This is a genomic window from Lysinibacillus sp. CD3-6, from assembly GCF_006351725.2.
GTDB lineage: Bacteria > Bacillota > Bacilli > Bacillales_A > Planococcaceae > Lysinibacillus.
In genome coordinates, this window is the sequence record NZ_CP085880.1 from 926,160 (window position 1) to 946,791 (window position 20,632).

Genomic DNA, 20,632 nt, shown 5'->3' on the forward strand with positions numbered 1-20,632 from the left:
TAGCAGAAAGTAACTGCCTGCAGCTTACTGATACGAATATATGAGATGTAACATAGCACTTTCTATACAAAGATAGGTGGGATGTGAATGTTAGCGTATATTGGACTTTTTGGTAGTTTAGCACTTTTGGTCTTTTTAACAATGAGAGGTGTCAATTTACTTATTTCAGCACCATTAACCGCATTAATCGCAGCTGTAACGAATGGTCTAGCAATCTTTCCACAAACTGCACACGACAATCAAGCAAATTATTTAACGAGTTATATGAATGGCTTTACTGGCTTCGTTGGTTCTTGGTATTTAATGTTCATGGCAGGTGCAATTTTCGGGAAGGTGATGGAAGATACTGGTGCAGCGGATAGTGTTTCTAAGTGGATTGTTGAAAAAATTGGCGTGAAATATGCGACTTTTGCGGTGGTGGCTGCAGCAGCAGTTTTAACGTACGGTGGTGTCTCTGTATTTATTGTAGCTTTCTCTGTTTATCCGATGGCTATAAGTTTATTTAAGCAAGCAAATTTCCCACGTCGCTTTATTCCTGCGGCACTTGGCTTAGGTTCTGTGACCTTTACGATGACATCTGCAGGTTCACCTGAGATTCAGAACTGGATTCCCATTGAATATTTACATACTTCACCATATGCAGGTTGGGAAGTGAGTATAGTCGTCGCGATTTTTATGGGGGTTGGAGGGGCGCTATGGCTAAATTGGATGATTAAGCGTGCAGTGAAAAATGGGGAAGTATTTATTGAGCGCTCAACGGATCCAGTAGTTGACGAAAAGAAGAAGCTTCCTAGCCCTATATTAAGCTTAGTGCCTCTTTTAGTCGTGTTAGTGATTTCGTTTATTTTCCACGACTCACTTGGCACATCGGCTTTAATCGTTGCGCTAACGAGTGGTTGTATTATGGCGTATTTAGTAAGTTATAAATATTCAAAGTCTGTAAGTGCGACACTTGCAGCAGGTGCTATGGGTGCTGTTGTAGCTATTGCAAATACGGCAGCAGTAGTCGGCTTTGGAGGCGTTGTAAAAGCTACACCATCATTCGTAGCAACTGTAGATTTAATGACCAATATTCCTGGTAATCCTTTGATTGGCGGTGCTATTGCAATTGCTGTTATTGCAGGCTTAACAGGGTCAGCCTCAGGTGGGCAAACGATTGCGATGCCATTACTTGCTCCACACTATATTGACATGGGCGTAGATACAGAAGCATTACACCGAACAATCGCGATAGCTTCTGGCTCCCTTGATTCATTGCCACATGGTGGTTACGTTGTGACGACGATAAATTCTGTCTGTAATGAGAAACATCAAGATGCCTATTTGCCTTTCGGTGCATTGACAGTCGTTATACCAATTATTGGTACAATCATTGCAATACTATTATTTTCAATTGGAATGTAGGAGGGAAACGAAGTGATAGATGGCAAAACAGTATTTATTACTGGCGCTGCACGTGGAATTGGTCTGTCAATCGCTCAAGCATTTGCTGAGCAAGGGGCGAATGTTGTTATTTCAGATATGAATGAGCAACGTTTAGCTGAGGCAGTAGAACAAAATCCACGATTAACAGCTTTTACATGTGATGTTACAGATGAACAAGCAGTTAGCGATGCAATCGCTTTTACAGTTGAGAAATTTAACACTCTTGATATTTTAATAAATAATGCAGGGTTCCAACATGTTTCTTATATCGAGGATTTTCCGACTGAAGTCTTTGAACAAATGCAAAAAGTAATGCTTGTTGCACCATTTGTCACAATGAAATATGCATTACCTCATATGAAGAAAAATACATTTGGTCGCATTATTAATATGGCGTCAATAAACGGTGTTATTGGTTTTGCTGGTAAAGCAGGATACAATGCTGCAAAACATGGGCTAATAGGATTAACAAAAGTCGCGGCACTTGAAGTAGCCAATGATGGCATTACTGTAAATGCTATATGTCCAGGATATGTGGATACAGAATTAGTCCGAAATCAGTTTACAGATTTAGCGAAGACGCGAGGTATCCAAGTAGAAGAAGTACTAGAGCAAGTGTTATATCCACTTGTCCCTCAAAAGCGCTTGCTAGACGTTTCAGAGATTACTGGACTTGCTCTCTATCTAGCTAGTGATGTAGCAAAAGGCTTAACTGGTCAGGCGATAGTGTTAGATGGTGGTTATACTGCTCAATAATGGGGGAGAGATGCGTTATGATTCAAACTAAAACAACTTTCACTGTAAATTCTCCAGGGACGATTATTTATGGAAGAGATGCATTCGAAGAGGTTGGGGTATATGCTAAAAAACTAGGTACGAAGGCACTAATCGTTAGCGATCCAATAATGGATAGCTTAGGGTTTGTCAATCAATGTAAGTCATTATTGACAGCGAATGGTTTGGAAGCGGTTTCGTATTTAGGGGTAACGACTGAGCCAGTAGATACGTATGTAGCAGAAGGTCTTGAAATTTTGCTATCTGAGCAATGTGATGTCATCATTTCTGTTGGTGGCGGAAGTTGCATTGATACAGCGAAAGCGATTGCTGTTGTAGCAACAAACGGTGGATACATTGGTGATTACATGAAAATGGCGAAAATCGCTGAGCAAGCACCTATTCCACATATAGCAGTCCCGACTACAGCAGGCACAGGCTCTGAAGCAACAGATGCTACCGTTATTACCAACACGACAAATGATGTAAAAATGATGATAAAACAAGCAGCTTTTATGCCACCAGTTGCAATTGTTGACCCAATGTTAACGATAACTTCTCCACCAGCCATCACAGCGGCGACTGGCATTGATGCATTAAGCCATGCAATTGAAAGCTATTTATCACGTTTAGCACATCCATATTCAAATGTATTGGCATTATCGGCGATGGATTTAATTATTCATAATATGTTAAAAGTTTATGAGCATGGTGATGATATCGATGCGCGAGAGGCGATGTCTCTAGGCTCGATGCAAGCAGGACTTTCGTTTTCCAATGCGTCAGTAGCTTTAGTGCATGGGATGTCGCGTCCTATAGGTGCACTCTTCCATGTGCCTCATGGAATTTCAAATGCAATGCTGCTACCAGCGGTATTAGAATATACGAAGGATGCATGTGTAGAACGGTTAGCGAACATAGGCCAATTCTTTAACAAAGATGGACAGTGCGGTACACAAGAAGAACTAGCAACTTTAGCTATCGAATCAATAAAAGAACTATGTAAAAAGATGGGGATCGGTAATTTACGCCAATGGGGTATCGAGGAGGAAGCTTTTTATGCAGCAATTCCAAAAATGGCAACCGATGCAATTGCAAGTGGTAGCCCAGGAAATAACCCTAAAGTGCCCACACAGGACGAATTAATGGAGCTATACAAAATTGCCTATCATTATGAATTTTAAACAATTCGAGTCAGAGTGTCTTCCTTTATGCAATAGATGAAGGCACTTTTTATTTGAAATTTTATGTTGAAAATAAAAAGGAGTTGATATTTCATAAAATTAGACGTCACATTCATGCTTGTGTCATTATAATGCAATGTTCCGTACACTAATAAAAAATGATATGTATCAGTTATACATATGTATGATTGACATATATGTATTGGAAAAATATAATTACCTTATGAACAACAAAAATAATAATACGCAATATCTTAAGGGTTTATTTGAAATAGCAATTTTAATGATGCTACAGAAAAAAAAGATGTATGGCTATGAATTGACTAAAGAATTGAAAGAGAGCAAATGTTTTTCTATTTCTGATGGCTCAATTTATCCAATATTAAAACGTTTGACGGCGAATGATTATGTTGATGTATTTTCAGAAGAATACGAAGGAAGAATTAGAAAGTATTACAGTATTACAGATTTAGGAAAGGCATTAGTAGAAAATAGACTAAGGGAGTTAGAATCAATATTAAAATATTTTGAAGAAATTAAGGGGATGGATTAGACGTGGATAATCAGAAGATAAATGAATATGTACGACAACTGGAATTTGAGTTGGAGCCATTACCCAAAAAAGATAGAGATCATCATATCATGGAAGTAAAAGATCATTTATTGCAATCAGTAAATGATGGTAAATCAGTAGAACAGGTCTTAAAAAGTTTTCTCCCAGCTAATGAATTAGCGAAAGAAATTAAAGCTGAGTTTCAACACTTGTATAGTGCACCTTCTACTGAAAATAAACATCCTATTAAACAAAAGAACAGCAAGAAAATATGGATAACTGTAATGGCTTCTTTAATAGGGATAATCATTTTTTCTATATTTATAGCAATTATTGTATTTATGGGAAATTCATCAGATAAACCGATAGAAACGAATGGAGTTGTTGATTATGAAGAAATAAATGATTAACAATTAAAAAGAAGTATTTAACATTTGTGCTGATGAATATTTCGTTTTTGATTATCCTTCAGTATTGCTTACAATATATTAGGCTCCTTGTGTAACTGAATAAATAGTTAAAAAGGAACTACTACTTTGAAAATCATATTATTTTGAAAGTGGTAGTTTCTTTTGTTAAATAATAGAATTTATAAATATACTTAAATAATCACTTATACTGTAGACAAACATAGTAAAACTTTGAGTTTGTCTACAGTATTTTTTAATTTCAAATACATAAATAAGTTAGGGAAGTATGAAAAGATAGTGAATACACTTCTATAAAAAAAGAGTTTTGTAGAATTAATATGACATTTACGAGAAAATATAGTAAAATAAAATGAATGAGTATTCATTTTTCTAAAAAAAGGGGGAAGTAGAATGTTGCAGGGGAAAACAATTATTATTACGGGTGGATCAAGTGGTATGGGGCTTTATATGGCGAAGCAATTCGTATCAGAAGGGGCAAATGTAGTTATTGCTGGTCGTAATGAAGAGCGATTAGCAAAGGCAAAGGAGTTTATATTAGAAGCTGGAAAAACAATTGAAACATTCCAAATGGATGTTCGTATACCAGAGCAGGCTGAGGCAATGGTTGCGTTTGCTGTTGATAAATTTGGCCAAGTTGATGGGCTAGTGAATAATGCAGCTGGTAACTTTATCGTTCGGGCAGAGGATTTGACGCCAAATGGTTGGAAAGCAGTTGTGGATATTGTCTTAAATGGTACGTTCTTTTGCTCTTCTGCCATCGGTAAATATTGGATTGAACATAAAATTAAAGGCTCCATTATTAATATGGTGGCAACCTATGCTTGGAATGCAGGCGCAGGTGTAATCCATTCATCTGCTGCAAAAGCAGGCGTATTATCAATGACAAGAACATTAGCGGTTGAGTGGGGAAAACGTTATGGAATTCGTGTAAATGCTATTGCGCCTGGTCCAATTGAACGCACAGGTGGGGCAGCGAAACTATGGGTATCAGAGGAAGCAGCTGCCATGACTCTTGACTCCGTTCCACTTGGGCGAATTGGTACACCAGAGGAAGTAGCGGATTTAGCAACATTCATGATGTCGGATAAAGCGCGTTATATGAATGGGGAATGTGTCACATTGGATGGAGGACAGTGGCTAAATCAATCACCTTTTTAACTTGCTTCAGCAAAAGTATGAATGGTTGAATCCAGTTCAATACACTTGAAGATTTCTTTATTTTGAAAGGGAGCATTTAAAGTCTTGAATAAAATCATTGCATAAGGAAGCGCTGTATTGATGCATACTAAGGACAAAGAAAGGAGTTTTGTCTATGGGTATGTGGTTAATACCAGCTCTAATTGCGATTACAATCATTGCGGTTATTTCCTTTGTATCAACAATGCGAATTGCCAAAATGACTTCAGAGCGGGAATCGGAGAAAGATAAACCGATTTCAGGGACAGTCGAAGAATTTGCAACAATGCTGAATCCAATTGTTTGGGTGTATATTGTTTTTTTACTTTTTTTAGGGATTATGATTTTTTACTACTGGAGTAAAATAGGATATTAACATGATTTACATGAAGTATCACATTTACATGTGGTACTTCATTTTTAATAAAAGCAAAAGCTAAAGTGTTAACTATTATTTTTCCTTAAAATAAAGAAATTATAAGGTGTTTTTTATTATCTTTAATTAAACGTCTAATCGGTGCTGAGCTCAAACATTTGGAGCGACAGCACTTTTTTCTTTTTAACCGTAAATTTGAAATGAATGACATAAACACTTCGTAATATTTTTGAAGCTATAATTGTGTTATGGACATATTACTTTTTTATTATTAGAATAGTTATAATGATAAGGGGTTTATATTATAAGTAATAATATATAATAACAAATTTCTTCAAAAAATTTGCACCATGTGGCGCTCACATAAAAAAATGTAGTGATTAGGGAAGTATAAGAACCAAATATACTGTAGAAGAAAAGGAGAATTATGTTAGAACTTATTTCAAGTAAAATAAAAGAAGCACGTAAGGATAAAGGCATTACACAAGCAGAGCTGGCAGATGGAATTTGTACGCAGGCGATGATAAGTAATTTTGAAAAAGGTGAAAGTGTACCATCTAGTATAGTGTTGTTTAAAATTGCTCAAAAATTAAAGTTAGATATTAACTACTTCTTCGGACAAAATTCAATGAAAACTCACCATGATGATAATGAGGAAACAAAAAAACTAATAAGGAAACTAATTAGAAATCGAGATTATCAAGCGATAAACTATATTGTCAAAACTGAAAAAGAAAAGGCGAATTTTAGCAGCAATGAAGATAAACAGTTTTTACTATGGCATGAGGGCATATGTGATTTTTATTTAAATAAAGATAGTGTAAACGCTATAGATATATTAAACACGGCATTAAAATTAACTGGTAAAGAAAATTACACTGAGCAAACTATTAGTATAAATAATAGTATTGCGATCATTTATTTTGAAGTACAACAGTATGAAAATTCTTTAGAGTTCTTCCAAAAATGCAAATCGGAATACGATTTAAGTAATTTAAAAGATAGTGTTTTAAAGATTAGGATTTTATATGGTCTATCTAAAACGTTAGTTGCTTTAAAAAGAGAAGAAGAAGCTATTTTGGAATGTAAAAAGGCAATTAAAATCTGTGTTACAGAAGAGTCACTATATTTATTGGGAGAGCTTTATTTCCAAATAGGTAGAAACTTAGTTATTTTAGATAGGGTCAAGGAGTCAGAACAATATTTTGAGAAAGCGCAGCATATTTTTGAAATTGAAGGAAACTATGAATTCCTTGATGTGATAGAAAAAGTAAAATTGGATTATTTCACTGAAAAACGATAACAATAATGGATTCCTGATTGCAATCTGCTATCGGGAATTTTTTAATAAAAAAATATTTATATAAAAATACTTATTGAAAAAATCAAAATATTTATGTATAATATTTCAAAAGGAGGGTAATATATGAAGAAAATAATAGCGCAATTTTTAGTAGTATCTACTCTTTTCGTAACTTTTATTAGTGGACCAACAACTACGCCGACAGCAATGGTGGATAGTCCGAAAAATATTGAAGTAGTCAATATAATAGAAGTTCTGGATATACCTGATTTACCTAGCCAACACTAATCCTATGTTGAAAAGAAGCTATTCCTCCTATACGTGGGGGAATAGCTTCTTTCTTTATTTAGTAGACTTAACGAAATGATGAAATGCCTCTTCTTCTTCAACAAAAGGGTTATGACTACTTTTTTCAAATATCGTTAAGCTAGAATGGTTAATTGCCTTGGCAATTTCTTCAGAAAAAACTAAAGGGCATTGTGTATCAAACCTTCCGCAATAAATAAAAGCAGGTATGTTTATTGCTTTTAATCTATCAGTGACATCATAGTCTTTTAATTCAGTAGTTATAAAATAATCTAATCTTTTGTTTACTGCCTTTCCACTATTAGGTCGAGACATTATGCGGTCATAATCTTCTTTTTTATAAAAGGACATTAGATTCCACTCTTTATTTAACGCTCTTCGTTGTTCTAAAGTTTTAGAAGGATCTTTAAGAAGTTTTAAAATTTCTAATAACCTCGAATTATACGGATTACTCTTGCAATATATGCTATCTGGATGCGACATATATTTTGACGATGCGGACAAACCACCTACTATAATTTTTTGTAAAGAATTAGGATTCGTTATGGCATAAGTTAAACCTAACATACCACCAGCAGAATGCCCTGCAAAGCTCCATTGTGAAAAGCCTAGTGCAATTCTGATAGCTTCCAAATCTTTAACACTATTCATAAAACTAAAGTCATCAGGTGATGTTGAATCAATAGAGTTTCCGCAGCCCCTTAAATTAATTAAATAGACCGTATAGTATTTAGTAAATGGAGCAGCAAAGATATTGCCCTTACTATTAAACTCTGTATATTGATGTGTAATACATATTGGTTTTCCACTGCCCATTTGAAAATACTCAAAGTTACCTCGAGGGGTTTCAATCATATTTTGTGTCCACATAAGGTTCCTCCAATTGTTTTTTTCTAATTATAACACTAATGTAATAAATTTATTTATAAAATACTAATTAAAATAAATAATTTTATAATTTAATAAATAAACTTATTGTAAAAATATTAAAAATTAGTATAATTATTTACAAGGAGGTGTTAAATATGAAATTAACAATTAAAAGTGTAGATGTTCAAGCATTAAACACAAAAACTACAAAAGATTCACAACAATTACTTCAAGCTGGTTGCTGTTGTGGAGGTGGAAGTGAAGCTCGTCCATTAAAAAAATAAGAGCAAATATTTTCGTACCATCTAGATATAAAAATTTAAAAAAAGTAGCGAATTTTAAATTTGCTACTTTTTTGCAACTTTGAGGTGATAAATATGTATATTCAATCAAACGGGGAACTACAACGTTTATCTGAAAAGCTAATATTTATTAATGATAGAGTAGGTTATGAGATAGATGGAGAAGGTGTAACAAATTTTAATGAACTATTTCCTTATTTAACAGGAACAATTCCTTTGACAAAAATAAGTGAATTAGTGCATATGGAAGAACATGAATTATTGAATAATATAAGTGATTTAGAGAAAGTTGGGATTGTGTCCATTAATGAAGCACCATTGTTGAAAGTAAGCATAGTTTCTGGAAGTTTAAAAAGTGAAAAGTTACAACGAATTTTTGACATTCCTACTTTAAATCAAATTATTACTTGTACAACTTTAGAAAATATCTCTATAGAAAATACAGACATTGTAATAGCACTTGATAATGATGGTAGTAGTTTTTTTTCACAGGTACATAAACGTTTAAGAGCGATTGAAGTCCCATGGTTAAAGTATTCCTTTAGCTATTCTAAAATTTTTATGGGACCGATTTTCTTTCCTGATGGGGGTCCTTGTTACAATTGCTTCGAAAAACGTCTTAGTAGAGCAGAAGAAGAGCCTATAAAAAATAAAAGTTTAGGCAATTTAGATGCTTTTCTAGCACCTTTTATGGAGAAAGAATTATTAAAGTATTGTAGAGCGAAAACGCCAACACTTTGTTTTAATACTGAAATCGTCTTTGATGTGGAGGAACTTGAAATTAAAAAATACCCTGTATTCCAAATGCCTGACTGTGAGTATTGTAGGGGTGAGGTTAGTTTATGAGTAATCAAATAATCATTGAGGATACTTTAAGAGCAAGCTTTATTTCAACAATAAACGAAATTCACCCATTGCCAGGGTCACCAAGATTATTTCGCTATTTAGCAGTCATTAATGGGGATCATTATTTAAGTAGCGGCTCTGGCTTTTCAATAAATAAGGAGTATGCTCGGTCTGCTGCAATTGGGGAGAGTATTGAGAGGTATTGTGCTAATCAGTTTCATATGAAAGACATTTATGTCGGTAAATATGCTGATATTCGCCATCAGGCACTTAACCCAACAATCATTACTCGATATACAGAAGAACAATACAAAAATAATACGAAGTACAAAGAGGTCAACTTTCATGAAGAGAGAACATGGGTTGAGGCTAAGGATGTCGTAGATAATAAAAAAATATTAGTTCCATTTGAACTCATTTTTTTAGCATCACCGCCTAATCATTTACCATTACGGGATTTAATTTCTACTGGATTGGCGTGTGGTCAAAATTTAGAGAAGGCGGTATTAAGTGGCTTTAATGAGTGTATAGAACGCGATGCGTTTATTCAATTTTGGTTGCTTGGATGTGTTAGAGGAGAAATCGATTTAAATACGGTTCACAACGAATATATAAAAAGGCTATTAGAGCTTGCGGAAAATAGCAACCTACAACTGCGTCTGTATGATATTACTACTGATTTAGAAGTTCCTACAATATTAACTGTTGTAAAAGTTAAAGGGAATGCTGGATTTTACTTAGGTTGTGCTAGCTCACTTGAATATTTGCAAGCTATAAGAAAGTCATTAGAAGAGGGTTTGGGAGGATTTTCTATTTATTATGAGCTAATTCATCACTATGAAGAACCAATTCCTAAAAAACTTGACCATACATCGACTTTAGATGATCATCCGCTATATTATTTAGCTGGCAATAATGATGAAATTTTATCGCAACTACTGCCTAGTTCTTTACCTAAAATTGCTGTCAAAAACCATCGTATGCAATTTACTGATGCAGTCGAAAGGATAAATCGTCTAGGTCATAAAATATATTATAGCGAAATTACAACTGAAGATGTAAAACAAATGGGATTATCCGTTGTAAGGGTGATAATACCCACTTTGTGTTTTCTCTCAATTAATGATCCTCTACTCAATTGTCTAAGATTACAAGAAACAGCTTCTAAATTAGGGAGAAAAATAAATCTAGAACCACACCCATTTCCATAAGGAGGGCTTTATTTGAAAGATTCATATATATACGAGTTTTATCATAACAATTCAAAAAACTATCTTTCGCAAATTTTAAATGCTCCGGGGAAAAGTTTTACTATAGATAGTAACGGCAAACATTATCCACTTAGTAATAAAAATTATGGTGATGTACCGAATGTGAACGGTACTATAACGAGTTCTTTTAGAAATTATGAACAAGTGGATTTAACAATGGAAGTACTTTTACAAATACTAAAAAAGAGTTACTTTTTAGAGAAAAAGGGGGATGAAATTAAATCTTTAACCCCCTCAGCAGGTGGTTTATATCCAATTGAAATGTATGTACTAACATCTGCTAGTCATTATTTAAAAGGAACTTATCATTATCTTAGATCAGAAGCAAAGCTAAATTATATTCGTGATGCAATCCCGTTTGACTCATTTCTACCGATTAATAATAGTTTTGTTTATAGTGCTTCCTTTGTCATAGTAATGACGGCAAGAATGGAAGAAATAATTAATAAATATGGAGCTAGAGGATATAGATACGCCCTTCTTGAAGCGGGGCACATAGGTCAAAATATTTCGAGGGCAGTGTTAGATAATCCAGATTTAGGTTGTTGTGCTATTGGTGGCTTTTATGATGACAAATTACATCGTGCACTAAATCTACCGTTAGATGAAGTGCCGTTATATTTATATTGTATTGGTCAAAAGGGGGGGTAGATGATGGCATATAAAGAATATTTAAGGTTATTAAACATTGATGAATCTATGCTTTTACAACTGCCGCGTTTTGAGTTACTTTCACGAATTATTTTAAATCACCAGTTAGCAATACCATTCGATACAGTTAGAAAATTTCAAGATTATAATGCTAAAAAAACTGTAAAAGAGAATTATGCAGATGTGAATAAATATATTGAATCTGTTCGTGAAAATGGTTATGGAGGGACCTGCTTTCATCTCACGTGGGGTCTTTATAATCTGTTACGAGCACTTCATTATGACGTACAAATAATTAAATTAGAGGAGCTACATTTTGCGTTAGTTGTCAGCTATGATGCAGAAGAGTATTACGTAGATGTTGGTTTTTGGGCACCGTTATTTAAGCCCTTTCCTTTAAGAGAAAATTGGATTGTAACTAATCATGTGCATTCTGTTGAATGGCGCTATGTACCTGAAACGCAAAGTGGCACTCTTCTATGTGGCGGAGAACCAGCAAAATGGTGGGATGGGCGTTTCCTAACTGTTAATGATTTTTGGTGCGAATGGGAAAATTCTATGCATGAAGACAATACATTTCTTCAAAATCTATATATTAATAAGTGGAAGAATCCAGAGACTTTTTTATTTCTAGTTAACAATAGCTATAAGGAATTTTACAAAGGGGAAAAAATTCAAGATATACAATTTGACTATACAAATTCAGTAGAATTAAAGAACTTACTTGTCAGTAATTTTAAAGTGGATGGGAACGATTATATTTATTTATTGGACCAACATAATAAAAGCAAGATGAGGTGAGTGATATAGTTAATGTAATTAATTTAATTGACAAACCTATCGACGAGGTAAAAGAAAAGCTTGCTATATTTAGCTCAGCTTTCGATATCAATCAATTATCACAAACTGGTTTTAGTCAAATGATACATGACAAAAAGGAAAACTTATATAATGACATCGAACATGAAGTGGCAACTTATATTCAGTCAGCGAGTAACAATTTAATAGAAGTTCCTACGAATGTGTTCCTTCTCCCGTTAATTACGACAGATAGATTTTATTTAGAAAAAATGAACGGAATTTTGGCACATACAGATGGCACATCGAATATTTTTATGTATTTAAATGTTGATAAAAGGGTGGAGTCAAAATATATTCACAGTATTTCCTTCCATGAATACCAGCATGTTGTTCGCAATACAATCGTCAAAAAGAAAGATCCAAAAACTTTACTAGACGTAATAATAGATGAAGGCTGCTCAGAATTATTTGTAGAATATGCGCTGGGCAAAGACTATGTTGGAAGATGGGCAACAGCTATAAGTAACAATGAAATAGATCAGTATATAGGACGTTTTAAACATAAGCTTTCTTTAACGAAAGTGGATGAAATTCAAAAATTTATGTATGGTAATACGTTGGATTATCCATTGTGGTTAGGTTATACGATGGGATATTACATTGTTAATAAATTTATGAAGAAGGCACCCCAAACACAATTTGAGCATTTAATACGACTTAATCCTTATCAAATTTATTATAACTCTACTAGTATAGACAGGTGATTAACATTAAAATAAATACAATTTCGTCTATATGGAGAAAGTATCCCGATTTTAAAAGATTACAAATGTCCTCCATTTTTACGGGTTTAGGATCATGGATTTCGTTTATTGGGATGCTAGTGCTATTAGATAAAATAACACAAAATGGAATACAGTTAGGGTTATTATGGTCAATAAGTGGACTTGCACCTATTTTATTTAGCTTATTTACGGGGGTATTTGTAGATAGGGTAAATATTAGGAAGTTCATTGTATTGGCTGATTTTTTAAATGCAATATTGTTCTTAGTTTATATATTTGTACCTCAATTAGATATGAAAATATCTTGGGTTTTATTTTTTGTTATTCGATTTATAATTGGTATTTCAAATTCGTTTTCCTCTATTGCCTCTCAAAAAGTAGTGAAAAATATCGTTAATGGAGAAGATTTAGTTGCTGCTAACTCTTTAAGTTATACAATTACAAGTGTTATAAGACTGACAGGTGCCTCAATTGGGGGACTAGTAATATCATTTTTCCCCCTTGAAATAGCATGGATTATTGCCTCATTCCTCTATCTAATATCAGCGGTTAATATTTATTTATGTAACTGGAAGCTTAGTGAGAAAATAAAAACTGAAAAGAATTTTAAAGAAGAATTTATAACGGGGTTAAAAGTGGTACAGCAAAATAAATTAGTAGGAATCGTCTTAATTTCCGCATTTTCAATGGGAATCATTATTGGGACATTCAATTTAATGCTTCAGCAATATGTAACGAATATCTATGAAATGCAAAATTACGGAATTAGTATTTTGTATTGTGCGGAAGGTTTCATCGCAATTATTGTTGGGTATAAAATAGCGCAGAAAAAATTTATGCTAAGCAATAAAATTAACTATAGCTTTATTTATGGCATGATTGGATTAGGATGGATACTATTCGGTTTTACTAACGGGATATATCAAGGCATTCTTGCACTAATAATATTTTCAATCGGCGCAGCTATACTAGCTCCATTTGAAAGATATATTATGCAGACTCAAGTTTCAGAAAATCTACAGGGCAGAGTCTTTGGCTTGTGGAATACCGTTACATTGGCTGCAATTCAATTGGGTGCATTACTTACTGGTATCATTATCGAAGGGTTAGGTATCCGATTTGTCCCACTCATAAGTGGCACTCTGGAAATACTAACAGGCATTATATTTTTTATTATATTGGGTGTCAGGCACACAAAAAATTCTGAAAATTTAAGTTAACAGGAACAAATGTCCTTTCCATATGCGAATACATTGTAGAGAACAGGTGAAATGAATTTTGTATATGGAAAGAGGCATTAATGGTTTAGTCGAAGGGTTATGAGGAAATTTTATTAGAAAACGACATAAAGTTATTTCAGCATTACATACATAAATAGATAGTACATTAAAATATGCATTATCTATTGTAAAACAGGAGAATATAAAATTATTCCTCCTAATACACTTAGAACAGAAGAAGGTGTTAATGGGAAATGCCCATATTATGCGTTGTGTATAAAAAACTCTTCTTGACCTTGTCGTGGTCATATTCGGAAACATTGTGATATGATAAAAGAGAAGGATCCTGTTCTGCAAAGCAAGGACAGAAAAGGAGAAGAATTTCATGATTTCAACTAACAGCAAAGACTTATTAGCAATGCCAATTAGTGATTTTATTATTTCATCCGAAAAGGTCGCGCATGTACAAATTGGTAATAGTGCTGAGCATGCACTCCTTGTTCTAACACGTACGGGGTACTCATCAATACCTGTATTAGATTTAAAATATCGACTTCAAGGTTTATTGAGCATGAAAATGATTACCGAATCCATTCTAGGTCTCGAACATATTGAATATGAAAAATTACCAGATATTAAAGTGGATACAATAATGGAGAAAAATATAGCCGTTTTAAATATGACGGATACATTCCAACGCGCTTTAGATTTGGTTATTAACCATGCATTTTTATGTGTTATAGATGAAGATGGTACATTTACAGGGATTTTAACAAGACGCGTTATTTTAAAGCAATTGAAAAAATATATCTATCAAAAAGAAAAGTAGTGTAAGAGGGAGCTCAGATGAAAATCATGAGGTCCCCCTTTACTTGTATTAGGAGGTTTAGGTAATTGATGGCAACAGAGGCGGAAATTTTGAAAGTTTTAGCTGAGGAACGTAATATGCGTAAGGCAGCGGAGCGGTTGTTTTTATCGCAGCCTGCACTTTCACAACGGTTGCAATCGATTGAAAAAGATTGGGGTGCACAGCTTTTTATTCGTTCACAAAAGGGTCTAACAGCCACACCAGCAGGGGAGCATGTTATTGCCTATGCAACAGATATGCTCACTAAAAAAGAGGAAATCTTTGAAATGATTCAATCCTTAACGACAAAAGTTAATGGGACTTTAAAGATTGCTTGTGCTTCAATTGTTGGACAAAACTGGTTGCCCCAAATATTAAAGGACTTTGTGACAAAATATCCTGAAGCTAAAATTTCACTTATGACTGGCTGGAGCTCAGAAATTGTAAAAGCTTTATATGAAGGAGAAGCCCATGTCGGAATTGTGCGTGGGCAGGTCGATTGGAAAGGTGAAAAGATTCATCTTTTCCGAGATACATTGTACTTAGTCGATCAGGAATTAAAAACAGTTGAAGATGTGTTAACGACTGATCGCCCTTTTATTCAATTCAAAAGTGATTCGAATTATTATCAAGAAATACAGCAATGGTGGCAACAGCATTTTGCTTCAAATCCAAGAAGACAAATTTTAGTGGACCAAATTGAAATATGTAAGCAGATGGCGCTAAATGGAATAGGCTATGCTATTTTACCGTCCATTACTTTAAATGAGCATGATAATATCAATAAAATCGCACTAACAAACGATGAAAAAGAATTCGGTTTAACTAGAGATACATGGTTAATTGGCTATGAGTCTTCATTCGAATTACGACAAGTGGAGGCATTTGTAGAAGTCGTACAAGATCATGCGCGATGTCTGTTTGATTATACAAAATAAATAACCCAATGCTAAAAGGGTCTGGGACAAAAAGTGTTAGATTGATTTCAGTCAATCTAACACTTTTTTGCAATACCTAATAAAAAGGAGAACTACGAAATACTTTCTTCTGCCAAAGAAAAAATTTAGCAGAGCACACTAGTTGATGGTAGCGAAGGCGGTGACTCCTGCGGGAACGCACAGAACGTAAGACGCAACAAGCCGCGCGTTAGCGAGGGTTGCGGCTTACGTGTGTGCCCGCGGAAAGCATCCGCCGAAGCGGACATCAACAATAGCTCCCTAAATCTTAAGAGTTTATGAATATTCATGAAGATATCATAAGAAATGGAACAAAATGCCCGATAAAACGTATAATTATGTAATCATCTAAAAGTAAGAAAAAGGGGTTGAGCTTTTGAAAAAAATAAATATTACAGTACTAATATTACTATTAATGCTTGTTGTAGGTTATGCTCTGCCTGTCTCCGAGGCGAGTGCAGCACCTACTTTAGAGGTACAAGCTAAGGCAGGAATTTCAGGAAAGGCTAAATATCAATCCGTTACACCATTGCAAGTAACAGTAAAAAATAATGGTGCTGATTTTTCGGGTGATATGGCCATCAATGCCTTTAATTCTTATCAGGCTGCATCAGCACTAGTCGTTCCAATTGATATAGCGGCTGGTGAGGAAAAAACATTCACATTATATTTAGACAGCCTAGCTGACTACGGCTATTCCGATGCCGACTTATTTGCCTTTTATGAGGGCGATATTGAAAAAGGGAAAAAGGTTGCTTATAAAGGAACAAAACGTTTGCAAGCTAATTTCTTAGAAGCAAATTCCACATTTGTTTATACGCTAACAGATAAAAGTGACCGTTTATCAGCATATTTGCGATTATCTCAATTTGCACCATCCACTAGTGTTGAAGTGTTTAATTTAAATCAATTAAAAGACTATACATTACCAGAGGTTGCGCAAGGCTTTGCGATGGCGAATATCATTGCAGTAGATGAGATAGCCATTGCTGATTTATCACCAAAACAACAGGAAGCGTTATTAAAATGGGTACAAGATGGCGGTACATTATTACTTGGAGGCGCTGAGCAGATTAATGAAACAGCGGGCGTTTTTAAAGACTATTTACCACTTTCATTATCTCAACAAACGGCAAGCGTCTCAGCAGATAGCTTAACAAAATTATCTGGAGGCGGCATTTTCACGCAAGCAATCCCTGTTTATACAGCAACAGAAAACAAAGGAAGTATTCCTGTATTAAAGGATAATAATATTATACTAGCAGCTAAGAAACAGGTTGGTAGTGGAGAGGTTGTACAAACAACGTTCTCTTTAGGAGATCAACCTCTAGCATCAATGGATGGCTATGCGGCATTAACAGCGAAAATGCTAGATATTCAAACAATGTCTCAGCAAACGCAAATGCAAGGTCAATCTACGATGGATCAGCTATCCTATGAGCTAGGTAGTATAAATGAGTTATTCCCATCATTTGAAGTGTCTGTTAGCTATATGCTTATCGTCATCATTCTTTATATTTTAGTAATTGGTCCACTCCTTTACTTCGTTCTAAAGAAAATGGATAAACGAGAGCATGCTTGGTGGGTAATACCTGCTATTTCTGTTGTCCTATCAATCGCATTATTTATATTTGGTGCAAAAGATCGTATAGTACAGCCACAAGTTCAACAATCCGCATTTTTTAAAGTAAATGAAGATAGTAGTGTAAATGGTTATTATGTAGAATCCATTTTAACCAATCGAAGTGGTGATTTTGTTGTGAATGCAGATAATAACACCTCTGCATTAGCATTCCGCAATAACTATAATCTTACTGGTACAGCGGGTTCATTACATGAATCTTCGTACATTAAGGAGCATGCAAATGGCTCTACATTAACATTACGTGATTTAAGCTACTGGTCCGTCCAATCTTTTGGAGGGAAAACAGCAGCGCAAAATATTGGTAAAATGGATGTTGATATTACATTAAAAGATGAAAAGCTTTCTGGAACAGTTAAAAATAACTTCCCGTTTGCTCTAAAGGATGTCACGGTCATATCAGGTACGAAAGAAGTGAAGCTTGGTGATATTGAGCCAAATGCTACACTGAAGGTAGATCAAGAGATGAAAACAACGGTTCTTCAAAAGCCTTCAAACTTTAATAATTATAATTATGATTATCCAAAGAAGAAGGAAGAAGTTGACCCACTACGTATAGATCGCATGAAGTCTCAAGCACTTCTTTTAGTAGAAAATGAAAAACAACCTGTTATTACTGCATGGGCGGAACAAGCTATTGTTGGCGTAGAACTTGATACAAGCGTCAAAATGTCGCCTATTTCCTATTTTGTACAGCCATTCGATGGAAAAGTTGAAATGTCTGGTCCGTTTACGATGAAACGTAACAACTTTTCGTATAATTTGAGTCCACAATCATCAAATGCTTATTTCGATAAAATAGATGAGCAGTTGAATACGTGGTACATGCAAGACGGCTTATATGAATTATCAATAGAGATGCCAGACAACTTTATGAGCTTCGTTCAATCTTTAAATGAGCTCACAATTTCTAATAAAGATGTGAAACGTATGCAGCTGTCAATTTGGAATAATACAACGAGTGCCTATGAGCCATTAGTTGATACAAAGCAGGTGTTTACAAAAGATATTACCCAGTATTTCAATGATAAGGGTGAACTGCTTTTAGAAATTAAATTTGGACCAGATCAAACTGGAGAGCAGACAAAATTACCTGAAATAGAGCTGAAAGGAGTGGCGAAGTAATGATTGAAATTCGTGATTTAACAAAAAAATATGGCTCCTTCATAGCACTAGATCATTTAAATCTGTCATTGGAGGAAGGGGTAGTGTTTGGTTTTGTAGGTGCCAATGGTGCTGGGAAATCGACAACATTTTCGATTTTAGCAACATTGCTTTCCCCTACTTCAGGCGATGCATTGATTAATGGAAAAAGTGTAATTAAGGAACCAAAAGAAGTTCGTAAACAAATAGGCTATATGCCAGATTTCTTCGGTGTCTACGATCAACTAAAGGTAGACGAATATTTAGATTTTTATGGTGCGAGCTATGGCATTGGCATACAGGAGCGTAAAGTATTAATACCGCAGTTACTAGAGCTCGTCAATTTAACAAATAAACGTTTTGAATATGTAGATTTACTATCGCGAGGAATGAAGCAGCGTCTATGTTTAGCAAGAGCCCTCATCCATGATCCAAAGGTATTAATCTTGGATGAGCCTGCTTCAGGATTAGATCCACGTGCACGCGTAGAAATGCGTGATATATTACGAAATTTAAAATCCATGGGGAAAACCATTTTAATCTCCTCGCATATTTTGCCAGAGCTAGCTGAAATGTGTGATGAAATTGGCGTTATAGATAATGGGAAGCTGATTGCTCATGGCAATGTTGCTTCTATTCAAGCGCAGTTACAAGGAGAAAAACGCATTGTCATAAAGGTTTCGGATAGATTAAACGATGTACGTGCATTTTTGGAGGAAGATCCACTTATTTCTTCAATAGATGTGATCGACAATCGATTGGAAATTGCCTTTAATTATCGTGGAACAGACCGCGATCAAATTATGCTACTGAAAAAAGCAATGCTTGCGGATTTACCAATTTATGCATTAAGTGAGGAAGAAAAAGATTTAGAGGATGTCTTTATGGCCATTACGAAGGGAGCGGACAATCAATGATGGAAAGGTTTTATAACCCCGTACTCGTGAAAGAATTGAAGTTACGCTTCCGTTCTTTTAAAAGCTTTTCAGGTTTAATGTTTTATCTAGCGGTGATTTGTATTTTTATCGCAGGGTTTTTACTGCTGACGACTGGATTTACTGGCAGAGGCTTCTTTAGACCTGATACGAGCTTTATGATGTTTGCCGTACTGACAATTTTACAAATGGCACTCGTTCTTTTCATTACCCCAAGTTTAACTGCAGGGGCAATTAGTAGTGAACGAGAAAAGCAAACATTAAATATTTTGCTAACAACGACACAAAGTTCAACACAAATTATTATTGGTAAATTATTATCATCAGTGGCGTTTTTAGTATTAATGTTAATCGCAGGGCTACCGTTGTATAGTTTAGTATTTTTATTTGGTGGTGTATCACCTTCACAGCTTATTTCAATCTTTTTATTTTACTTATTAACAGTCGTTGCAATTGGCAGCATTGGAGTTATGTTTTCAACTATTACGAAGAAAACCATTGTTGCCATGATAGCTACGTATGGCTCTATCATTTTTTTAGGAGGAATTACAGCGTTTTTCTTCTTCCTATCAATGGCATTCCATCAAATGGGGAATACGATCGCAACAAGTACTTCATTTATGACATACTTTTGGGCATCTATTAATCCAGGAGCTTTAATGCTTACACTGATTTCTCCATCTATGGGAGATGCGTTAACAGAGCTAAGCGGAGTAGAATTCCCTGTATGGATTACCTATTTAGTAATTTATATTTTAATTATCGTGTTAAGTTTATCGATTGCGATTAAAAAATTACGTGCCAATATGAAGAGTAATCGATGAGGAGGGAACAG

22 protein-coding genes are annotated in these 20,632 nt (G+C 34.7%); 21 read left to right on the plus strand and 1 reads right to left on the minus strand.

Annotation, left to right across the window (positions count from 1 at the left end):
- Positions 1-87 precede the first annotated feature (87 nt).
- The 9 genes from FH508_RS04315 (at position 88) to FH508_RS04355 (ending at position 7,510) form a co-directional block, all read left to right on the plus strand.
- Entirely contained in the window at positions 88-1,404 is a 1,317-nt protein-coding gene (locus FH508_RS04315; protein WP_139859877.1) for a GntP family permease, read from the plus strand.
- Between the two features lie 15 nt (positions 1,405-1,419).
- Positions 1,420-2,181 carry a 3-hydroxybutyrate dehydrogenase gene (locus FH508_RS04320; RefSeq protein ID WP_139859881.1) on the plus strand — a complete coding sequence of 254 codons (762 nt, stop codon included), beginning with the start codon at positions 1,420-1,422 and terminating at the stop codon, positions 2,179-2,181.
- Between the two features lie 17 nt (positions 2,182-2,198).
- A complete protein-coding gene (locus FH508_RS04325) occupies positions 2,199-3,383 on the plus strand; it encodes an iron-containing alcohol dehydrogenase (protein ID WP_139859875.1) in 1,185 nt (394 codons plus the stop codon).
- Between the two features lie 223 nt (positions 3,384-3,606).
- Positions 3,607-3,936 carry a PadR family transcriptional regulator gene (locus FH508_RS04330; protein WP_173478123.1) on the plus strand — a complete coding sequence of 110 codons (330 nt, stop codon included), beginning with the start codon at positions 3,607-3,609 and terminating at the stop codon, positions 3,934-3,936.
- 2 nt (positions 3,937-3,938) lie between these two features.
- Positions 3,939-4,346, plus strand: a complete 408-nt coding sequence (locus tag FH508_RS04335) for a DUF1700 domain-containing protein (protein ID WP_173477960.1) — start codon at positions 3,939-3,941, stop codon at positions 4,344-4,346.
- Positions 4,347-4,757: 411 nt separating this feature from the next.
- A complete protein-coding gene (gene fadH, locus FH508_RS04340) occupies positions 4,758-5,525 on the plus strand; it encodes a 2,4-dienoyl-CoA reductase (protein WP_173477959.1) in 768 nt (255 codons plus the stop codon).
- A 154-nt stretch (positions 5,526-5,679) separates the two neighbouring features.
- Positions 5,680-5,919: a short-chain dehydrogenase gene (locus tag FH508_RS04345; protein WP_173477958.1), complete on the plus strand. Its 240-nt coding sequence runs from the start codon at positions 5,680-5,682 to the stop codon at positions 5,917-5,919.
- Between the two features lie 427 nt (positions 5,920-6,346).
- Positions 6,347-7,222, plus strand: coding sequence for a helix-turn-helix domain-containing protein (locus tag FH508_RS04350; RefSeq protein ID WP_173477957.1), 876 nt, complete (start codon positions 6,347-6,349; stop codon positions 7,220-7,222).
- A gap of 123 nt (positions 7,223-7,345) precedes the next feature.
- Positions 7,346-7,510 carry a hypothetical protein gene (locus FH508_RS04355; RefSeq protein ID WP_173477956.1) on the plus strand — a complete coding sequence of 55 codons (165 nt, stop codon included), beginning with the start codon at positions 7,346-7,348 and terminating at the stop codon, positions 7,508-7,510.
- Positions 7,511-7,564: 54 nt separating this feature from the next.
- On the opposite strand, the gene FH508_RS04360 is transcribed toward FH508_RS04355, so the two are convergent.
- Positions 7,565-8,398 (minus strand): alpha/beta fold hydrolase, encoded by an 834-nt coding sequence (locus FH508_RS04360; protein WP_173477955.1) that lies wholly within the window; start codon positions 8,396-8,398, stop codon positions 7,565-7,567.
- A 155-nt stretch (positions 8,399-8,553) separates the two neighbouring features.
- On the opposite strand from FH508_RS04360, the gene FH508_RS23915 reads away from it, so the two are divergent.
- The 12 genes from FH508_RS23915 to FH508_RS04415 all read left to right on the plus strand — a co-directional run bounded on the left by FH508_RS23915 (position 8,554) and on the right by FH508_RS04415 (position 20,621).
- Positions 8,554-8,682 (plus strand): hypothetical protein, encoded by a 129-nt coding sequence (locus FH508_RS23915; protein WP_255639661.1) that lies wholly within the window; start codon positions 8,554-8,556, stop codon positions 8,680-8,682.
- A 93-nt stretch (positions 8,683-8,775) separates the two neighbouring features.
- Positions 8,776-9,546 carry a hypothetical protein gene (locus FH508_RS04365; RefSeq protein WP_173477954.1) on the plus strand — a complete coding sequence of 257 codons (771 nt, stop codon included), beginning with the start codon at positions 8,776-8,778 and terminating at the stop codon, positions 9,544-9,546.
- The gene (locus tag FH508_RS04370) at positions 9,543-10,757 is read left to right on the plus strand and encodes a YcaO-like family protein (protein WP_173477953.1); all 1,215 of its coding nucleotides are present in this window, start codon (positions 9,543-9,545) and stop codon (positions 10,755-10,757) included. Before FH508_RS04365 ends, FH508_RS04370 begins: the two co-directional genes overlap by 4 nt.
- 12 nt (positions 10,758-10,769) lie before the next feature.
- Positions 10,770-11,468 carry a SagB/ThcOx family dehydrogenase gene (locus FH508_RS04375; RefSeq protein ID WP_173477952.1) on the plus strand — a complete coding sequence of 233 codons (699 nt, stop codon included), beginning with the start codon at positions 10,770-10,772 and terminating at the stop codon, positions 11,466-11,468.
- A complete protein-coding gene (locus tag FH508_RS04380) occupies positions 11,469-12,269 on the plus strand; it encodes an arylamine N-acetyltransferase (RefSeq protein ID WP_228134383.1) in 801 nt (266 codons plus the stop codon).
- The gene (locus tag FH508_RS04385) at positions 12,266-13,033 is read left to right on the plus strand and encodes a DUF2268 domain-containing putative Zn-dependent protease (RefSeq protein WP_173477950.1); all 768 of its coding nucleotides are present in this window, start codon (positions 12,266-12,268) and stop codon (positions 13,031-13,033) included. The genes FH508_RS04380 and FH508_RS04385 overlap by 4 nt, the downstream gene beginning before the upstream one ends.
- Positions 13,030-14,274 carry an MFS transporter gene (locus tag FH508_RS04390; RefSeq protein ID WP_255639662.1) on the plus strand — a complete coding sequence of 415 codons (1,245 nt, stop codon included), beginning with the start codon at positions 13,030-13,032 and terminating at the stop codon, positions 14,272-14,274. The genes FH508_RS04385 and FH508_RS04390 overlap by 4 nt, the downstream gene beginning before the upstream one ends.
- Before the next feature lie 385 nt (positions 14,275-14,659).
- Entirely contained in the window at positions 14,660-15,103 is a 444-nt protein-coding gene (gene cbpB / locus FH508_RS04395; RefSeq protein WP_173477948.1) for a cyclic-di-AMP-binding protein CbpB, read from the plus strand.
- A 68-nt stretch (positions 15,104-15,171) separates the two neighbouring features.
- On the plus strand, positions 15,172-16,059 hold the full coding sequence (locus tag FH508_RS04400; RefSeq protein WP_173478122.1) for a transcriptional regulator CcpC: 888 nt from the start codon (positions 15,172-15,174) through the stop codon (positions 16,057-16,059).
- 394 nt (positions 16,060-16,453) lie between these two features.
- Complete coding sequence (locus tag FH508_RS04405) at positions 16,454-18,844, plus strand: hypothetical protein (RefSeq protein ID WP_173477947.1); 2,391 nt, start codon at positions 16,454-16,456, stop codon at positions 18,842-18,844.
- A complete protein-coding gene (locus FH508_RS04410; RefSeq protein ID WP_173477946.1) occupies positions 18,844-19,779 on the plus strand; it encodes an ABC transporter ATP-binding protein in 936 nt (311 codons plus the stop codon). The genes FH508_RS04405 and FH508_RS04410 overlap by 1 nt, the downstream gene beginning before the upstream one ends.
- Positions 19,776-20,621 (plus strand): ABC transporter permease, encoded by an 846-nt coding sequence (locus FH508_RS04415; RefSeq protein WP_173477945.1) that lies wholly within the window; start codon positions 19,776-19,778, stop codon positions 20,619-20,621. The genes FH508_RS04410 and FH508_RS04415 overlap by 4 nt, the downstream gene beginning before the upstream one ends.
- The last annotated feature ends 11 nt before the right edge of the window (positions 20,622-20,632 follow it).